This is a genomic window from Algoriphagus machipongonensis (assembly GCF_000166275.1).
GTDB classification, from domain to species: Bacteria; Bacteroidota; Bacteroidia; order Cytophagales; family Cyclobacteriaceae; genus Algoriphagus; species Algoriphagus machipongonensis.
Genome location: NZ_CM001023.1, coordinates 4730598 through 4748966 on the forward strand (window position 1 = coordinate 4730598; position 18369 = coordinate 4748966).

13 protein-coding genes are annotated in these 18369 nt (G+C 40.5%); 3 read left to right on the top strand and 10 right to left on the bottom strand.

Features of this window, described 5'->3' with window-relative positions; all coding sequences use genetic code 11:
* The 5 genes from ALPR1_RS20040 to ALPR1_RS20060 all read right to left on the bottom strand — a co-directional run bounded on the left by ALPR1_RS20040 (nt 1) and on the right by ALPR1_RS20060 (nt 7601).
* A complete protein-coding gene (locus tag ALPR1_RS20040; RefSeq protein ID WP_008203432.1) occupies nt 1-1083 on the bottom strand; it encodes an efflux RND transporter periplasmic adaptor subunit in 1083 nt (360 codons plus the stop codon).
* 21 nt (nt 1084-1104) lie between these two features.
* The gene (locus ALPR1_RS20045) at nt 1105-1887 is read right to left on the bottom strand and encodes an alpha/beta fold hydrolase (protein ID WP_008203434.1); all 783 of its coding nucleotides are present in this window, start codon (nt 1885-1887) and stop codon (nt 1105-1107) included.
* Between the two features lie 149 nt (nt 1888-2036).
* The gene (locus ALPR1_RS20050) at nt 2037-3110 is read right to left on the bottom strand and encodes a DUF481 domain-containing protein (protein ID WP_008203436.1); all 1074 of its coding nucleotides are present in this window, start codon (nt 3108-3110) and stop codon (nt 2037-2039) included.
* The gene (locus ALPR1_RS20055; protein WP_008203438.1) at nt 3098-4168 is read right to left on the bottom strand and encodes a DUF481 domain-containing protein; all 1071 of its coding nucleotides are present in this window, start codon (nt 4166-4168) and stop codon (nt 3098-3100) included. Before ALPR1_RS20055 ends, ALPR1_RS20050 begins: the two co-directional genes overlap by 13 nt.
* Before the next feature lie 91 nt (nt 4169-4259).
* Nucleotides 4260-7601, bottom strand: coding sequence for a TonB-dependent receptor (locus ALPR1_RS20060; RefSeq protein ID WP_008203439.1), 3342 nt, complete (start codon nt 7599-7601; stop codon nt 4260-4262).
* A 345-nt stretch (nt 7602-7946) separates the two neighbouring features.
* On the opposite strand from ALPR1_RS20060, the gene ALPR1_RS20065 reads away from it, so the two are divergent.
* Both ALPR1_RS20065 and ALPR1_RS20070 read left to right on the top strand, forming a co-directional pair.
* Nucleotides 7947-8636 carry a lysoplasmalogenase gene (locus ALPR1_RS20065; protein WP_008203440.1) on the top strand — a complete coding sequence of 230 codons (690 nt, stop codon included), beginning with the start codon at nt 7947-7949 and terminating at the stop codon, nt 8634-8636.
* 29 nt (nt 8637-8665) lie between these two features.
* The gene (locus tag ALPR1_RS20070; protein WP_008203441.1) at nt 8666-8881 is read left to right on the top strand and encodes a DUF3820 family protein; all 216 of its coding nucleotides are present in this window, start codon (nt 8666-8668) and stop codon (nt 8879-8881) included.
* Between the two features lie 16 nt (nt 8882-8897).
* On the opposite strand, the gene ALPR1_RS20075 is transcribed toward ALPR1_RS20070, so the two are convergent.
* The 4 genes from ALPR1_RS20075 to aspS form a co-directional block, all read right to left on the bottom strand.
* Nucleotides 8898-10052, bottom strand: a complete 1155-nt coding sequence (locus ALPR1_RS20075; RefSeq protein ID WP_008203442.1) for an N-acetylglucosamine-6-phosphate deacetylase — start codon at nt 10050-10052, stop codon at nt 8898-8900.
* A gap of 10 nt (nt 10053-10062) precedes the next feature.
* The gene (locus ALPR1_RS20080; protein ID WP_008203443.1) at nt 10063-11535 is read right to left on the bottom strand and encodes a sodium:solute symporter family protein; all 1473 of its coding nucleotides are present in this window, start codon (nt 11533-11535) and stop codon (nt 10063-10065) included.
* Between the two features lie 3 nt (nt 11536-11538).
* Nucleotides 11539-12309, bottom strand: coding sequence for a 6-phosphogluconolactonase (locus tag ALPR1_RS20085; protein ID WP_008203445.1), 771 nt, complete (start codon nt 12307-12309; stop codon nt 11539-11541).
* Between the two features lie 173 nt (nt 12310-12482).
* Nucleotides 12483-14237, bottom strand: coding sequence for an aspartate--tRNA ligase (gene aspS / locus ALPR1_RS20090; RefSeq protein ID WP_008203447.1), 1755 nt, complete (start codon nt 14235-14237; stop codon nt 12483-12485).
* A 329-nt stretch (nt 14238-14566) separates the two neighbouring features.
* Between aspS and ALPR1_RS20095 the strand changes: the two genes are divergently transcribed.
* Complete coding sequence (locus tag ALPR1_RS20095; RefSeq protein ID WP_050776440.1) at nt 14567-15892, top strand: M23 family metallopeptidase; 1326 nt, start codon at nt 14567-14569, stop codon at nt 15890-15892.
* A 69-nt stretch (nt 15893-15961) separates the two neighbouring features.
* Here ALPR1_RS20095 and ALPR1_RS20100 read toward each other — a convergent pair whose 3' ends face one another.
* Nucleotides 15962-18367, bottom strand: a complete 2406-nt coding sequence (locus ALPR1_RS20100; RefSeq protein WP_237701603.1) for an OmpA family protein — start codon at nt 18365-18367, stop codon at nt 15962-15964.
* Nucleotides 18368-18369: the final 2 nt, after the last annotated feature.

An 18369-nucleotide genomic window follows, 5' to 3' on the forward strand; every position in this document is an offset into this window, starting at 1 on the left:
TTAGTTAATTTGAGTGTACTCTACAGGTGACCCCTGCCTTGCTTGTAAAACCCCAGTGGTAAGAACCAGATCACCCACTTCCAGACCACTCGTGATCTGAACTTGCGTATCTGTACGTGTACCGATTTCTACTGTGCGTACCTCAGCTTTATTATCAGCACCTACTACAAAAACTTTATATCCTTGAAGTTCCGGGATGATTGCTTCTGATGGAACCATCATAGCATTTTCTGTTTCTCCCAAAACAAATCGTATTCTCACAAACATTCCAGGCAAGAACTTCTTCTCCTTATTAGGGCTTTCAGCTCTTAATTTCAAGGTTCTAGTAGCCGCATCAATCTGAGTTTCGAATGCATACACAGTTCCTGTTACCTCCTCAGGGGAAGACTCATTGGTAAAAAAAATCTCTGATCCTACAGTTACTTGATTGGCATATCTTTCTGGAATAGAAAATTCAATCTTAATCGGGTCAATATTGACAAAATTGGCAATGACATCCGCCGTACCGATCACACTACCTTCACTTATTTGTCTCAATCCCAAAACTCCATTGAAAGGAGCTCTTATCACTGTCTTTGCAAGTTGAGCCTCCACCAACTTTAAATCTGAAAGCGTGGTATTGTATTGGTTTAATACAATATCATATTCTTCCTGACTAATCGCCTCACGTGCCAATAATTGCTTTTGTCTATTTTCCTGACTTTCAAAAAGTTTTTGGGTATAAACCAAACGTTGATATTGAGCTTGTAACTCATCGTCATTTAAATAGACCAATGGAGTTCCTTTTGTTACGTACTGACCTTCCTTAAAAGATATACGAGTTACCAAGCCAGAAACTTCTGATCTCAAATCCACCGATTCATTAGGTATAATCGTACCAGTGACAGAAAGTTGATTTCTTAAAGTTTCCTCTCGGATTTCAACCACTTTTACAGGCAAAGTGGTAGGCGCCCCTGGTCCAGCCCCAGAAGCTGCAACACTTGCCTCATTGGAATTACGATTGTCTAGCCTTGGATATAAAAAAGCTGCAATGATGATGAGGACAATCCCTACTATCAGGATAATCTTAGTCTGGTTTTTCATAAATAATGAAAGTACTCCGTTTTAGTTTTGACTATGTATAAAAGCTAGTGCATGTTTATTAAATCGTTCTGGCTGCTCCACATTCACTACATGCCCGCAAGCTTCCACGATTTCCAACACCGCATTTTTATGTTCTTTAACAATTTTTTTCACTGGTTCTAAAAACATCAAATCCTGATCTCCCATCACATATAAAGTGGGTATCTCCGTTTTTTTCTCTTTGAAATACCTCAATAATGGGTTTATGTCTTTGGTTAACTTAAACCAGCGAATAAACTCTTTTTGACAAAGCTTTTTCGCTTCATTAATAAATAAATTCCTAGACTCAGAATGTTGCTTTCTCGGCATAATAATAAAAGCAAACAGACTATAAAGCCACATATATGGAATTACTTTCTTACCTGCATTACCTAAAAACACCAGAAACCTCGACCGGATGTTTAACCTGGTTATAGCTCCTGCTAACACCATAGTCTTCACTCTATCTGGCTCAAGCTCCGCTAGGTTTCTAGCAATAATAGTCCCTAGAGAAACTCCTGCAAAATGTGCTGGAGGAATCTTCCAATAGTCCAGAACTTCAATAATATCCTTTGTTATTTCTCTAAAAGTGTAATCATCCTCCCAAATGGCTTGTGGAATATTTGCCGACTTACCATGACCTCGAAGGTCTAATAACAAGACGTTGTAATTTTCCTTAAAATCCCTCAATTGTTTATACCAAACAACTGATGAACCACCTGCCCCATGAATGAAGACTACCCATTCAGAACTACTAGGGTGTAAGTACCTTTTATTATAGAGCATATAGATTAAACCCCTAGGCTAAACAAAGGTTTCGAGGTTAAATTTAATTGGATAAAATTTAGAAAGAGGTCAAAAAAGATACTGGAGGCAAATCTTCACTATCAATGGAAAAAATACAGGATGTTTTCTTCTGAAAAATTAAAAAAAACTTAAAATTTCCACCCAAGTGTACTTTGAAGGACATAATCAAAATCTGTTGCACCTACTGTCGGTTTGCTATCATAATTCACTGCTAATCCGATTTTTAAAAAAAAGTCATCGATAAACTTATACGTTGTATCTAACCTTCCATCTGCTCGATACCTACCTTTTTCTGAGAAACTTTTATAACCGTTCAAGGCACCAGAAAAATTAAATTTCCCAGCATCAAAAATGCTAAAGTCAGTACCAAAAATTGCTTCTCTGGTACTATTTGAAGGCAAATCCCCGGCAAAATTCTCATCGTTATTGTTAATACCCGCTTGAATATTCCAATACGAGTGGTTGGTATGAATTAGATAAAATCCAGCACCCACTACAGTGTTTACCCGAAGGTCAATTAATTGCTGGGTATTGCTCAACAAATTGATCATCCCAACCAAAAAGAAGTCTCTTGGTAAGTAAAAAAGCACATAGGCTGTCCCATCATACCTTTCAATTGGTTTTGTAGATTCTTGGATGGATCGAATCGCATTGAAGCTGAGTCCTCCTCCCCATCGATCTCCTGAATAGTTCAAGTTACTTCGAAAGGAATACTGTCTCAGCTTATTAGATCTGGCAAGGTTAAAACCCAAACTTATTTCTCCATTTAACTTACTCGCAAAGCTTTCATTGATTTCATTTAGCTGCACGACCATTTCTTTATGAACCAACGCCTGATCCTCAGTATCCAAATCTATATTATTTCTTGTCCTTTGACTGGGATCAAAAACAGACAGTTTCAAAGAATCATTGGAAATAGTTTCCAGTTTTGCTTTTAATCTCTCTCCACTTTGTAAGGTTACCAAATACAGGTGAGCGGTATTTATTTCACTTACCTCTTTCCATTTTACCTCGATATCGGAATTAGAATATACTGTTTTGACATAAAGAACTCCTTTGTCCAGATACTTTATTTCCCCAACCAAAATATCTTCGTTGGATAATCTTAACGTGTCTTTCTGGGCATAGCAAAAATGATGAAACCCTACCAAAAGCAGGGTTCCTAGTACTAGTACTCTATGATAAAGTTTTACAATTCCCATCCAACAGTGGTTTGAAAGATATAATCCAGGCTAGTTGCCCCTTCAATAGGCATATTATCGTAGTTCATGGTGGTTCCCACTTTTACATAAAAATCATCCAAGAATTCATATTTCACATCCAAGCTAAAATCTGTTCTGAAACGTCCTGACTCTGTGAGAGAGGGGTATGAAATCAAACTTGTGAGTAAAGTCAAATCACCTATGTCATAAAGATTTAACTGGGCACCTAGCATAGCTTCCCCAGATTTTCTAGAAGGAGTATCATCAAAATAAGTTTCAGAGTTTAAGTTGATACCGGCCTGAAAACCAAAATAAGTCTGGTTGGTGTGGATAAGGTATTTACCTAGACCTATTTGGTTACCAATCCTGCTTTTTATCAGCTGCTCTGTATTAGATAAATAGGTAAGATTGTAAAGTAAAAACCAATCCTTTGGTAGAAAGAAGTTAAATACTCCATTAGCGTCCGTACGCTTTACTGGGTCTACTTCATCTTGATTCGAGCGGAGAGAGTTATATGAAGCGTTGGCTTTCCAACGATCTGCTAAATATCCCAGACCACTCCTTACATTAAACTGCCTCAAATTATTTGCTTTGGTAACACTCCAACCCAAATCAATATTCGCTGACAGTCTACTCCAAAACCCATCATCCAAGGCATTTAAATAAACAATTTCCCCAAATGGAACATCTATGGAACCTCCACCTAAATCTTCTGTGTTATCGTTTTTCTTCTTTTTACCTATAGTAAGAAGTCGATCAGGATCGTAAGTGTTTATACTTATGGTACTATCATTCACGCTATTAATGGTACCATTGTAACGTTTTCCATTTGATAGTGTAATTAGATATTTGGTTTCGGAGAAAAGCTGCGAAATACCATCCCAGGAAATCTTAAAATCTGAGTCACTATAATCTGTCTCTACTGTGACCACCCCTTTGTCCATACTTTTTATTTCACCTATGATGACATCCTTATTTTTCAGTATCAAAGAATCTGTTTGTGCATAGGCTCCGAATGACAAACTAAAAGCAAATAATAATTGTAAAAATTTCTTCATATGATATACCATTTACAGTAAAAATAGAAAAACACCTCTAAAAAGTAGGTGTTTTTCTATATGAACTTTATGATTTTAAAACTTTCAAGGTTTAAAATAAATATCTCAAACCAAACTGCATGCTCCAGGTAGTAGAGAAATTACTAACATTCTGATAAGGGGAAGAAGCTAAGTTTCCAGAAACCTGACCCATCACGTAATTTGGATTTACGCTTACGTCTCCAGATCTAGACAGCAAATTCTGAGATCCATTCAATCTCTGCTGAATACCCCAGTCCTTATTAAGAAGGTTACCAAAATTGACGATATCCAAACTCAATTGAAGCGTATTTCTTGTATCTCCAATATTGGTGAAAATATCTTGTAGAATTCTCACATCAAATCTGCTCAAATAAGGCATTACTAGCGCATTTCGAGGTACATAGTCTCCTCTGAACTCTTCTAGGTCATTGTCCTCAACATATTGATCAAATGCGGCTGCTTGCTCTGCAGCAGTATAAACTACATTTCCATTAGACACAATATCTACGAAGTTGAAGTCGCTCGTATTTTCAGGAATGAATAGCAAGTCAGCATTGACACCATCACCATTCAGGTCATTTCCATAAGTGTAAGAATATCTTCCTTGGTTAGCTCCAGAATAATAAACACCTACAGTGGTGGCAAAATGGTTGGCATACTCCACTCGATAGCTAAAGTTAGCAACCACTCTATTTGGCACTGCAAAATCAGAAATGTGTAGCATCTGATCATTTGGAGAGTTGATGTTAGGACTTGCTCCCCAAGCCGAACTTGCATTCGAACCAGAGTTAGCACTCACTTCTTTTGCTGCTGAATAGGTATAGAAAACACTTCCAGAGAAGCCATTGTACTCAGGCACAGAAATACCTAAAGTAGCCGAGAAAGCATGACCTTTAACATCTGTGTTTGAAAGGATCGTCGCATTGTTTGCTCCCATCACAGGGTTGTAAGTGATATCATCCGTATCCAAAACCAATTCTCTATCATCGCCTGCGCTGTTCATTCTATCAGGAGAAATAGCTCTGTTAGCACCAAACTGGAATACCCCGTTTATGTCTCTTGTGTAAAGTAAATCAGCTGTCAACATAAATGGAGAGTTACCCAATTTATAATCAGCACCTAAACTTGATCTCCAAACCATTGGCATTTTGAAGTCTGTATCTACCAAAGCAAAAGAACTTGGCGCTCCCTGTTCGGGCGTTTTAATAAATACGTCTTCTGCACCTTCTGGCGGGTTTTCTACATAGTAATATCTTTCTGGCTGGAAAGTTACATTTCCTATCCAACCTTCAACCTGCCCGTAGCTTCCTGGCTCTACATTATTTTGCAATACACCTGCGCCTGTTGGCATGTTTGTTAACCAAACAAATGGAACTCTTCCTGAGAATACACCGGTACCACCTCTAAGGATAAGGCTTCTATCACCGTTGACATCATAATTAAATCCAAATCTTGGCGAAAGCATCAATTTGGAGTCAGGCCAGCTTCCAGAGTCATAATTCTTCGGATTGTACTCTGTATCCAATAATGTGATATCGTTAATGGAAGGATTTGGAGTCAAATCATTTAGATAAATAGGTAATTCAGCTCTTAAGCCAAGCGTCAAGGACAACTGGTCATTCACTGAAAATTTATCTTGTGCATAAAGAGAGGCTAAGCCGAAATTAACTCTGGCATAGGTCTCTTGCCCTTCGTAAGGATATGTCAATCCAAACATGATTGGAGCTACTTCATTAGCAGTACCAGTGGTCAAGAAATCTTCTACAGAAGCATACCTGTAATAAGAAGTACCCATTCTCACATAAGAGTTACCAAATTTTTGAATTTCAAAAGCAGCACCTCCAGTGATTGTATGACGGCCTTCAATATAGGTCAGGTTGTTAATAAATGAGAAGTTATCATTTACCACATCATTATTGTAAGAGAACAACTCCGTACCGAAGGTCATATAGTTCATATCACCGTTTCCGATTCCACCATCCCAGATATCAACCATTGGAAATAGTTGGTCACCTGGAGTAGTTCTAGTATCCTGGATTTTAGAGTAGGTAAACAAGAACTGGTTGGAAACTTTTGGACTGAAATAAGAATTCAATTCCGCTGTGATAGATTTTACTGAGTTTTCAAATCCATAGGCAGAATTTTCAAAAGCAATAGAATTAGGACCTACCCTTGCTCCTGCCGGAAAAGGCGTTCTTGGTCTAGGACCAGAAGTAGCATTGGTTGTCTGAGGGGAAGTACCCACCACTTGATTATACCTTACTGCTAACTTGTGCTTATCGTTAATGTTCCAGTCAATTCTAGCCAAAAACTTCGTACTCGCTTGTTCAGCTTCATTTGCGTAACCTTGATATCTTCCTGGGTCATATCCCCATTGGTTGATCAAATGATCTCTAACACTTTCGAGGTCAGAAACAGTCGTTCTAGAAATGTTATTTTCAGGATTAGAAACCCCATCTGTAGAAGCTTTCCAAAGGTTTGCTCCAGAGGCATTTGCTCCTGTGTTTACTTCTCTTTCACCATTTACAAAGAAGAAAAGTTTGTTTTTGATGATTGGCCCACCTAGTCTGAAACCAAAATTCTTAGTCGCTGCATCCACTTTTTCCAGCTCATTTTCTCCAATCTTTCTTCCTTGAAGACTTTGGTTTTTCCCAAAGAAATAAGCTGAACCTGACATTGTGTTGGTACCGCTACGGGTTACCGCATTGATACCTGCTCCTGTAAAACCTGATTGAGTAACATCAAATGGAGCAATGTTTACAGAAATTTGCTCAATCGCATCTAAAGAAATTGGCTGAGAGTTTCCTCCTGGAAGGGGGTTGCTACTTAAACCAAACCCATTATTGAAGTTAGCACCATCAATTTGAATGTTATTGTATCTAGCATCTCGTCCTGCGAAAGAAGTTCCGTTAGCCTGTGGAGTCAATCGAGTGAATTCCGTGACACTTCTATTGATTTGAGGCAGCTCTGTTAATTGCTTTGTAGAAATACTGGTAGAGGTACCTGTTTTATCAGATTCAAGTTCACCAGTCCTACTACCCGTCACCAAAACTTCTCCTAATTCTGTAGCATCATCCCCTAGGACCACATTCACTACATAGGGCTCACCTAATCTTAGGATTATCCCAGAGAAAGTGGAAGTTTCATATCCAATAAAACTTACTGTAACAGTGTATGGCCCCCCAATTCTCATATTTGGAATCGTGAACCTACCATCTAAGTTTGATACAGCACCGTATCTTGTTCCTGATGGCTCGTGTGTCGCAACGATATTTGCCCCTGGAAGGGTCTCGCCATCCGCATCATTAATCTGCCCTTGAATAGAGCTTGTTGTTACCTGTGCCTGAGCCATTCCTAATCCCAAGGAAATGAACAACATAACAAGGAAACTTCTCAGTAAATTTTGCCTCATAATTTATTGGTTTTGATATAAGTTGGTTTGATTATTAAATCACAGCAAAAGTAAAATTGTGATACGGCATTCTGGGATATTTATTGTTAAATTTCAACACTCGAATTTCACATTATTTAACAATAAATTAATATAAATCAGCTATTAATATTCTCTTTCCTACAAAAATTCTTTCGATTTTTTAGTGCTAGACAGAAGATTTTAAGAGTTTATTGAATTTTTTGTTGTTAGTCAGGTATTATACTTAGACTTAAAACAAATTTGTAATTCTTTAAATTGATCGGGATTTCATCCTGTGATTACAGAATAAGAAGGTTAATTTTACCTCTCAAATAATTATTCCCTTTGAAAGATAAAAGCATAGTCTGGCTGTATTTATTCCTTTTTGCGACCTTAGTAGATATCGCTTTTCTACTGGAGTACAAATCTCATTTAAGGTTTTTTTCAAAGCCATTAATACTTCTAGGCCTGATCATTTACTTCTTTAAAATCACTAAGCCAATAGCAAGTACATTATTGACAAAAGCTATTTTGGGAGCCTTAATTTTCTCTTGGATTGGTGACATTTTACTGCTTTGGCCTCAACTATTTGCCTATGGTCTCGGGGCATTTTTATTGGCACATGTTTGCTATATCATTGGGTTTAAGGTTGCTCAAAAGAATCCCGGGCAAATCAAAAATGTAAATTTTATCAAGATTTTCTTTTTAAACCTCCCCTTTTACATTTTGGCGGCCTTTGTTTACTATTTGACCCAACCTAATCTTGGTATTTTAAAAATTCCCGTAATCATCTATATCATTGCAATCGTATCGATGGTTACCACAGCAAGAGAAAGGTTTGGGAAATGCAACATTGCTAGTTTTTGGCAAGTGATGATCGGAGCCTCCCTGTTTTTTATCTCAGATGGTTTATTAGCTCTTAATCGCTTTTACCTAGAATTTCCCGAATCAGGAATATTGGTGATGGGTACATACGCTGTTGCCCAGCTACTGATCGTGATGGGAATTAGAAGCCATTTAATCCAGCCGCAATAAACATAACTTCAACACCTGCAAAATTCCTTATGGACAAGCAAATCCTCATCGATTTAGTTACCAAGAGAATGCCTTTTGGTAAATACAAAGGAAAGCTTCTTTGTGATATTCCAGAACATTACCTAGTCTGGATGCATGGTCAGGGCTTTCCTGAAGGGAAACTTGGGATGTGGCTTCACACACTTTATGAGATAAGACTTAATGGGTTGGAGGATATTTTGAGAGAATTAAGGAGGAATTATTGATCTTAAACCATTAGAATCAATGCTTCTTTGAATACACCAGCTCTCCAGCTTTTACCGCCTGTAGGATTTCCAATTCGGTTGCTTTGAAATCTAACACCAGCAAATCTGCTTTATTTCCTCTCCTTAGTCCGACAGATTTCTCCTTATTAATATATTGTAAGGGTCTTATGGAAGCCATTTCAATAGCCTCTGGCAAAGTAGCTAGCTGATGCTTCACCAAAAAATTCACGCATTGAAGTAAAGAAGAAGCGGAACCTGCCAATAATTCGGGCTTTTTCTCCATAAACAATCTTCCATATTTGTTTAGTACTACTTCTCCACCAATTGGACTTTGATATTTCCCAGGAGGAAGCCCCGCAAACTGTGTGGAATCGCTGATAAGAAAAGTGTATTCAGGCTTCACTTTCATAAAAACTTTAATGACTGCTTCCGGTAGATGAAATCCATCAGCGATGATACTCATCCACAGTTTTTCAGATGCTAGCTGATCCCAAAGATAGTTGGGATGTCTCGGCAGCATGAGGTGGGCAGCATTTCCGAGATGGGTGGATAAAGTGGCACCTGCTTTTACCGCAGCTTCTATCTGGGAAGTATTTGCAGCTGTATGCCCAATCGCTACTTTTACTCCCGATTCGACACATTTCTCAATAAACCCATTAGATTCCGTCCATTCTGGGGAAACTGTAATCAGTTCAATCCTTCCTTCAGTCTCCTCTTGCCAAGCACAGAACTTTTCCCAATTGGGTGCTTGAATATATTCTAAAGGATGTGCTCCTCTAGGACCTTCCTCTTTTGATAGAAAAGGACCTTCTAAGTGAATCCCCTGAATCGTATTTTGAACGAGTTTATTAGAGGAACAAGCTTTGGAAATGGTTTTTAATGATCTTCGAATAGATTCATCACTATTGGTGATAACAGTTGGGAAATAGGTGGTTACCCCATTTTCTAACAACGTCTGTGTAACATTTTGAATTTCAGACTCCTCTAAATTTGAATCGTTAAAATCTATCCCTTGGAAACCATTTACTTGAAGGTCAACAAACCCTGGTGCAATCAGGCTTTTCGATTCTGTTGCTTCCAATTCTATGATCTCTAAAATGATTCCATCTTTAATAATCACTTTGATTGGTTTCCCAGTCTGATAATGTATCCCTTCTATGCTGTTATTCATAAGGATGGGTTTAATCTTTCGCACTCAGGTTACTTAAAAGTTGCTTCACTTCTATCGAAGGTTCTTTTTTACTTAGCCAACCAGAAATGGTGTATAATAATAAAGAAACAATAGTAGGCGCACCTATAGAAACTGCCAACAAATCCACTGGGAATAATTTAAGAAGTATAAAAGTTATCAATCCACCCAGAATAGAAATCACAGCAATTTTTCCATCACTCCGCTTAAATGCCGGCAATAAACCTAAAATCATCGGGATTGCTATTGGCCCCAACAAGGCTGCAAACCAAGAGATTATTAAGCCGATAACTCCACCAAAATGAGATGAATTTAAGGCAGTAAGTATGGTCAGAAGGGTAAAACTAAATGTCGTTATTCTGGCTAACCTTAAACTTTTCGCCTTTGATAGGATTCTCACTTTAGGAAATAATATTGGTAAAATATCTCTACTGATGACTGCTGATATGGTATTGGAATCCGAAGCCGTCATGGAAAGTGTATTCGCAAATAGGGAGGCTAATATCAACCCTACCAGCCCTGCAGGCAAAAATTGTAAGACCAGCTTCCCATAAGAAAGAGTAGGGTCAGCCAGATTTTCAAAAAATATTGGAGCTGCGAACATTGGGTAGAATAAGATCAAAGGCCAGATGAAATACAATAAAGAGGATAATATTGCTGCTTTTTTTGCGACGAGCCCTGAAGTTGTAGAAATGAATCTAGTAGCCAAATTCCATGTTCCACCACTATAACTGAAAAAATTAATTACCAACATCACTAAGGCAAAACCTAAGGTATATGGATCATGAAAAAACTGGGAGTTTTCAGCTGGCAACCTATCCCATAAAGATACAATGCCTCCAATTCCATCTCCCAATTGAACAAGGATCATCACAAACATGGTCAGTCCAGCCAAAACCTGGATTACAAATTGTCCTAAATCATTCCAGACATCCGCCCAAAGTCCCCCAATAGTAATATATATCAGTGAAACAAACCCAACCAAGAGCACTCCAAAAGTAATGGAAGAACCACTGAATACATTTAATAAAATTGCGATGGCAGCCAATTTTCCTCCGGTGTCAAAAACCTTGATCAAGGTGCCTACCCAGGCAATTAATTGCTGGGTGGGTAAATTGTATCTCACTAATAGGTACTCTGTTGGGGACTGAATTCCAGAAAGTATTCTCAAACGAGACCAACGAGGCGCGATATAAAATGCGGCAATCAACACTGAAATCCCCACAGTAAATGCCCACCACACATAAATTGTAAATCCATGGGTATAGGCAATGCCTGCGTAGGCGACAAAAACTGCTCCACTATAACCTGAAACATGGTGAGAAATACCGGATAGCCACCAAGGTAATTTTCCTCCTGCAGTAAAAAAATCAGCAGAATTATTCACCTTGAAATAAGCCCATACACCTATGGATATAAGCATCAGGAAATACAAAGCGAGAATAATCCAATCCAGTAACTCCATGAATCAATTAGTAGTGAAATGAAACTGAGGAAGTTTACTTACGGCATCTGCATCAAAATAAAATTTGCACTGAGGATGTGTCATCAAAATGGAGGCAGGACATGTTTCAGATAGTGGTCCAGTCAAGGTGTTTTTCACTGCTTCACTTTTATTCTTACCCAGTACCACACAAAATAAATTATCTCCAGACATCAGAGCTGGAATAGTTAAAGTAAGGGCCTTTCTAGGAACTTTATCTAGGCTTTCAAAGCATCCATCATTCACTTGCTGAGTCCTGCATGCCTGATCCAATAACACTTCTTTAATGAATACTGGATCCTGAAAATTCGCAACGGGCGGATCGTTGAAGGCAATATGTCCATTCTCCCCTATTCCCAAGCAAACAATGTCAATTGGAGCTTTCTTCAACAAATTTGAATACCACTTGATCTCCAACTCTTGTTTCCCTTGGGTTTGAATCAAATGCACTTCTTTGAAAGGTACTTTGGAGAACAAATTCTCTACCAAATACTTGGAAAAAAATTGAGGAGACTCTGGAGGAAGACCAATGTATTCATCCATATGCATAGCCACTACTTTCTCCCATTGGATCTTTTTGGAATTAGCCAAGTAGTTCAGCATACCAGTTTGAGAGGGGGCTGCAGCAAAAACCATCCTGATTTCTTCTTGTCTTTCCTGAAGATCTACGATACACTTTTCTACCGCTTCTCCTGCCGACTTCCATGTTAAGTCTCTTGTAGAAAATACTTGAATCTCCTGTTGAATTTCTTTCATCTCTTGGAATATCTCTTAATTCCCCCAAATAGATCTGGCAGATTATCAGGGGCTATTTCTTAAATATAAGATATCCTTATTAGATCAAAAGCAATTTCATATTCTGTCTTTTCTATAAATTACGGGATATAAAAAAGGTCTTTACACAAAAAAAAGAGGCCGAAGCCTCTTTATTATTTTTTAATATTCAATTGTATGGAAAGCTCTCCCAGCTGTTCGGGCGCTATCGAACTTGGTGAATCAATCATCACATCCCTTCCAGAATTATTTTTAGGGAAGGCAATGTAATCTCTAATGGAATCAGAACCACCAAAAATGGCACATAGCCTATCAAAACCAAATGCAATTCCTCCATGGGGAGGTGCTCCGTATTCGAATGCTTCCATCAAGAATCCAAACTGCTTCTGAGCTTCTTCATCAGTGAATCCAAGGTGTTTAAACATCAACTGCTGAGTCGCTCTGTCGTGGATACGAATAGATCCGCCTCCAATTTCAACCCCATTGATCACCAAATCATAGGCGTTGGCTCTAACAGCCCCTGGATCAGAATCCAATAATGGAATATCTTCTTTCTTGGGTGAGGTAAATGGATGGTGCATCGCATGGTAGCGCTCAGTTTCCTCGTCCCATTCTAATAATGGAAAATCTACCACCCAAAGTGGTTTAAATACATTTCTATCACGAAGTCCCAAATCCTCGCCCATTTTCAAACGAAGTTCTGAAAGCTGTTTTCTCACTTTATTAGCATCTCCGCTGAGGATCAACATCAAGTCTCCTGGCTCAGCTTCAAATGCTGATGCCCAAGCTTGTAAATCCTCCTGAGAATAAAATTTATCTACGGTAGATTTGATCGTTCCATCCGCATTGTATTTGGCGTAAACCATCCCCTTCGCTCCAATCTGAGGTCTTTTGACCCAATCAGTTATAGCATCCAGTTGTTTTCTAGTATACTCTGCAGCGCCTTTGGCACAAATCCCTACAACCAATTCTGCATTATCAAATATGCCAAAACCCTTTCCTTGAGCAAGCTCATTCAGTTCGACAAATTTCATATCGAATCGAAGGTCTGGCTTGTCATTACCATAATACTTCATGGCATCTGCATAAGTCATACGCTTCACTTCTTCCAGCTCGACCCCTTTGACATTAGCAAATAGGTGTTTGGTCAAGCCTTCAAAAGTTGATAAAATATCTTCCTGCTCCACAAAAGCCATTTCACAGTCAATCTGAGTGAATTCTGGCTGGCGATCTGCTCTCAAATCTTCATCACGGAAGCACTTGACAATCTGAAAATACCGGTCAAAACCGGATACCATCAACAATTGCTTAAAAGTCTGAGGTGATTGTGGCAAAGCATAAAACTCTCCAGGGTTTACCCTACTTGGAACGACAAAATCTCGGGCTCCCTCAGGAGTGGACTTGATTAATACAGGAGTCTCTACTTCCATAAAATGCTCCGCATCCATGTATTTACGAGTCTCTTGCATCATTCTATGTCTCAGATGTAGCTTTTCCCTAACCACATTTCTTCTAAGGTCAAGATACCTGTATTTCATGCGAAGCTCCTCACCCCCATCCGTATCATCTTCTATAATAAAAGGAGGAACTTTAGCAGCATTTAGAACTTGCAGATCTGTTGCTTTGATCTCGATAGATCCTGTGGGGATTTTATCATTTTTGGAAGTCCGTTCAATGACAGTTCCTGTTGCTTGCACAACAAATTCACGGCCTAATTCTGCCGCTTTTTCCAATAGAGCTTTATCCGTAGATCCTTCTTCAAAAATTAATTGGGTAATACCATATCTATCTCTTAGGTCTACCCATACGAGACCTCCTTTGTTTCTTACTCGCTGTACCCAGCCAGACAAAGTGACTTCTTGATTGACATGATCTAGGCGTAATTCGCCACAAGTATGCGTCCTCAGCATGATGTTAGTTTTTTTGGGAGGTCAAAGATAAAGAAATGCCATGGAGTACACCACCTTCTTTTTGGGATTCATTAGGATTCTGTACAATTCTATGTAAAAAGTGCTCTTCTTCACCCATTTCTTTGAAAGAATTTCAATTTTTTCTTAAGCTTTCCTTCTTCTGAATAAATACTTTACACAAATGATTTGAAATATGTAGACGGTTGATTTCGTTGGTATGATAGTTGACAAGCCCTTTATGCAAGGAAATTGCATAAAAACTTGGAAAAACAAGTCATTTTTCCTTGCTTGAAAGGTTATTCGATCATCCCAAAAAAGAAAATAAATTAATGAACAAAAAATGGATTGTTGCTGGTTCGCTCATTCTCACCCTCGCAACAGCAGCCCTTTTCCAGTATTTTGGCTTTTCCCCTGAAAACAAGCCAACTCCAATTCCAACTGAAGAACTGGTTTTAGAAGACACTAATGATGATGTTTTCTTGTATGGAATCAATGTCACTGATCTTAATATTGTAGAGGGAACCGTAAGTAAAAATCAAACGCTGGCTACCATCTTAGCGCCTTTCAACGTTCCATATCAAATCATTGACGAAATCGCTAAAAAATCCAAAGAGGTTTTTGATGTTCGCGGTATCGCAACCAATAAAAAATTCACAGTACTTACTCCTGCTGATTCAACCATTGCTCAATTTTTTATTTATGAACCTAATCCTGTTGAATATGTAGTTTTCAATTTGGACTCCAAGGATATCTACAAAGCAGAAAAGCCAATAGAATTTGTCAAAAGAGAAGTTGCAGGTGTCATCAGAAAGCACAGCAATCTATCGGACGAAATGACCAATCAGCAGGTCAGTTATGATATCGTCGATCAATTTGCTGATTTGTATGGATGGTCTGTTGATTTTGGAGCTTTACAAGAAGGAGACAAGTTCAAAGTCGTTTTTGAAGAGAAAATGATTGAAGGGAATGTAGTTGGTGTAGGAGATATCAAACTCGCCTATATGGAACACCGAGGAGAGCAATTTCACGCTATTCCATTTGAACAGAATGGGGAAATGAATTTCTTCGATCAAGAAGGAAATAGCCTCAAAAAGGCATTTCTAAGAGATCCAGTTAAATATACAAGAATCAGTTCCCGTTACAGCAAAAGAAGATTCCACCCTGTACAAAAGCGCTATAAAGCTCACCTTGGAACGGACTATGCTGCGAGAAGAGGAACCGAAATTAGATCAGTTGGTGATGGATTGGTTACCCATGCAAGTTACACTGGAGGTAATGGAAATTATGTGAAGATTAAGCATAACGGAACTTACACCACGCAGTACCTGCATATGTCCAAAATAGCAAGTGGTATTAAACCTGGAACTCGCATCAAGCAAGGTCAAGTGATTGGTTATGTTGGTAGTACTGGTTTGGCCACCGGCCCACACTTGTGCTTCCGATTCTGGAAAAATGGGAAACAAGAAGATTGGTTGAGAGAGAAAATCCCTCCTTCCGAGCCAATATTAGCAGCAAATAAGGCCGCCTTTGAGTCAACTAAATTTGAATCTCTTCAACTTTTGGCTAATATCAATTACCCAGGAGAAGGCCCAAAACTGGTAGCAGAGGTTGAAAAAAATCCAAATGCTGCGACTTTGAAAGCTAAAACGGATTAATCTTTTACATAAAAAAATTGAAAAATGGCTCCAAAATGTGTTTGGAGCCATTTTTTATTTATGATACTTCTACATCACATCGACTTTCTTTTGTCTGCCTGAGTAGGTAAACTGGGACTTGCCCACCCTGAGTTCGGTCCTTCTGTTCAGCTGGTGCATCGCAGAGGTACAGTCCAGTTCACTGCAGTCGTTCACCGGTTTGGTCTCCCCGAACCAGGTCTCTTCCATTCGCTCCCCTTCAATGCCACGCTTGGTCAGATAGGCCTTCACCGCATCCGCTCTTCTTTCTGACAGGCTCTGGTTGTATGCATCATCACCTCGCTGGTCGGTATGCCCCTCGATGTACAGCATCAGGTTCGGCATACGCTTCAGCATGATCGCGGTACGCTCCAGCTCCTTCTTGTGAACACTTCTCAACATGCTCTTGTCAAAGTCAAAGTAAATCGTCGGGATCTGGGCAATCTCGTCCTGGATTTGCGTGAACAGGTCCTCCGGGTCACAGAAGTCCTTGTCCTTCAACTCCTCGGGAATCTCATACTGCTTGCTCGGGTCCGAAAACGCCTCCAGTACCAGTTCCGATCGCCTGTTCAGCTGGTGATCCGTCTCCGGACACGGTACCCCGTCCCCACAGTCATTGACCAGCTGCTGCTCCCCGAACCATTCCAGACGGATACGCTCCGCAGGGATGTTGTACTGGGCCATGTATTCGGTCACGGCCTCCGCACGGTTGTTGGACAGCGTAATGTTGTATTCGTCACTCGCCCTGGAGTCTGTGTGGGAGCCCACCAGTAAATCCAGGAACTCGTAGCGGTTCATCAGCTCGCCCAGCTTGTCCAGTACCGGTTTCGCATCTTCCCTGATCTGGTACTTGTCCAGGTCGTAGTACACAATGTCCACATACACCGGCAACTGGTAAGGAATCGGGATCAGCTTATACTCTCGCTTCAACGTGTCCCCCTCAAAGCCCTTCGTGCTGATATCCTCATCGGTGATACTGAAGTAACCCGGCTTGGAGATCTTGATCCCGAAGTCGCTGTCCGGCTCCAGTTCGGCCGTCAGCTCCCCTTTGGAGTTTCTGCTTGTCTGCACATCCCCGTTATGGGTCTTGTCCCTTAAGGTGGCCAGGTAGCTGTCACCGATCACCAGTCCTTCGCAGTCGATCACACGTGCCAGAAACTGCTTGTAAACCTCTGCCACACTGTAAATATCATCCAGTCCCATGCCCCCTTTTCTGTTCGAGGACAGGTACACTTCCTCTTTTCCTTCCCTCTCCACCTCACGGTAGGCAAAATCATCTGCCAGCGAGTTGACAGGTGAACCCATGTTCATCACATTGCTCATCCCCGTGGCACTGTAGTCGGCCATGAAGATATCCATGCCTCCCATGCCTTTGTGGCCCGTGGAGCTGAAGTAGAACTTATCCTCTTTGCGGAACGCATGGGATTCGTTGCCCGGGGTGTTCACCGGGGAGCCCAGGTTCACCGGGGTCCCGAAGGTCATGTTCTCGTCGTATTCTGAATAGTACAGGTCGGTGCCGCCCATGCCGCCCGGCATATCCGAGGTGAAGTAAAGTCTTTTTGCCGCCTCGTCCACATAGGGATTCATCACCGCATAGCCGATCGAATCGTTGAACGGGACAGCTGTAAAGCCCGTCAGCGTACCGTCTTCGTTCACCTTGCTGTAATAGATCTCCGGCTGTACCACGATGTCACGGGTCTTCTTCACTTTCGTGATCCCTCGGGTCACCGAGTAAAAAAGCATCCCCGATTCCTTGGCAAAGCTCGGGTCGGAAAAATTGTAGGTGTCCGGGATATTCGATACCACTTCACTCACATTCCCTTCTGTATCCTGCTTATACACCGAAAAATATTCCCGGTCGGTATAATCCTGTTTCTCTTCACTGAAAATCTTGTTTCTTCCGTCGATTCGAAGGCTCGGCATCTTGCTCGGATAAGTCCCGCCACGGTCGGAAACAAAGTACCTGTTGCCCGAGCCGTCCACGGCCATCTCAAAGTCTGAGCCGCTGGAGTTCAGTCCTTCCACGCCTTCCACCTTCAGCTTTCGCCTGCTCTGAACATTCAGAAGCTCTTCCACCTGAATGCTGTCCCCGCTCACTCCCTTGCTCTCCAGAATGCTCTTCGCCTCGGATAGCTGGTCGGTCAGCTGACCATACCGCAACAGCTGCATATAGTCTCCCGGTGTAGCCTCATCGTATTCCGATACCGTCGTCTTCCACCAGTCATAGCTGTTGTCATAGTCACGCAGGACTTCATAGGCCTGCGCCGTCTTCTTTGCCGCCTCATACGTCGGCTTCTTCGCATAGGCTTCCTGATACACTTCCACCGCATGCTGGTAGTTCATCAGCTCCATCTGCTCGTCGGCATAGCGTATCTTGCTCTTCTGTGCCTCCGTGGTTCCCACTGTTACCAGTGTCATTGCCGCGGCTATACTCAATATCGTCAATGTCTTTTTCATAA

Bases quoted from the DNA above. Each gene is read 5' to 3' on its own strand.
- ALPR1_RS20095 (WP_050776440.1), top strand. From the start codon at position 14,567: ATGAACAAAAAATGGATTGTTGCTGGTTCGCTCATTCTCACCCTCGCA.
- ALPR1_RS20100 (WP_237701603.1), bottom strand. From the start codon at position 18,367: ATGAAAAAGACATTGACGATATTGAGTATAGCCGCGGCAATGACACTG.
- ALPR1_RS20045 (WP_008203434.1), bottom strand. From the start codon at position 1,887: ATGCTCTATAATAAAAGGTACTTACACCCTAGTAGTTCTGAATGGGTA.
- aspS (WP_008203447.1), bottom strand. From the start codon at position 14,237: ATGCTGAGGACGCATACTTGTGGCGAATTACGCCTAGATCATGTCAAT.
- ALPR1_RS20060 (WP_008203439.1), bottom strand. From the start codon at position 7,601: ATGAGGCAAAATTTACTGAGAAGTTTCCTTGTTATGTTGTTCATTTCC.
- ALPR1_RS20050 (WP_008203436.1), bottom strand. From the start codon at position 3,110: ATGGGAATTGTAAAACTTTATCATAGAGTACTAGTACTAGGAACCCTG.
- ALPR1_RS20075 (WP_008203442.1), bottom strand. From the start codon at position 10,052: ATGAATAACAGCATAGAAGGGATACATTATCAGACTGGGAAACCAATC.
- ALPR1_RS20055 (WP_008203438.1), bottom strand. From the start codon at position 4,168: ATGAAGAAATTTTTACAATTATTATTTGCTTTTAGTTTGTCATTCGGA.
- ALPR1_RS20080 (WP_008203443.1), bottom strand. From the start codon at position 11,535: ATGGAGTTACTGGATTGGATTATTCTCGCTTTGTATTTCCTGATGCTT.
- ALPR1_RS20040 (WP_008203432.1), bottom strand. From the start codon at position 1,083: ATGAAAAACCAGACTAAGATTATCCTGATAGTAGGGATTGTCCTCATC.
- ALPR1_RS20070 (WP_008203441.1), top strand. From the start codon at position 8,666: ATGGACAAGCAAATCCTCATCGATTTAGTTACCAAGAGAATGCCTTTT.
- ALPR1_RS20085 (WP_008203445.1), bottom strand. From the start codon at position 12,309: ATGAAAGAAATTCAACAGGAGATTCAAGTATTTTCTACAAGAGACTTA.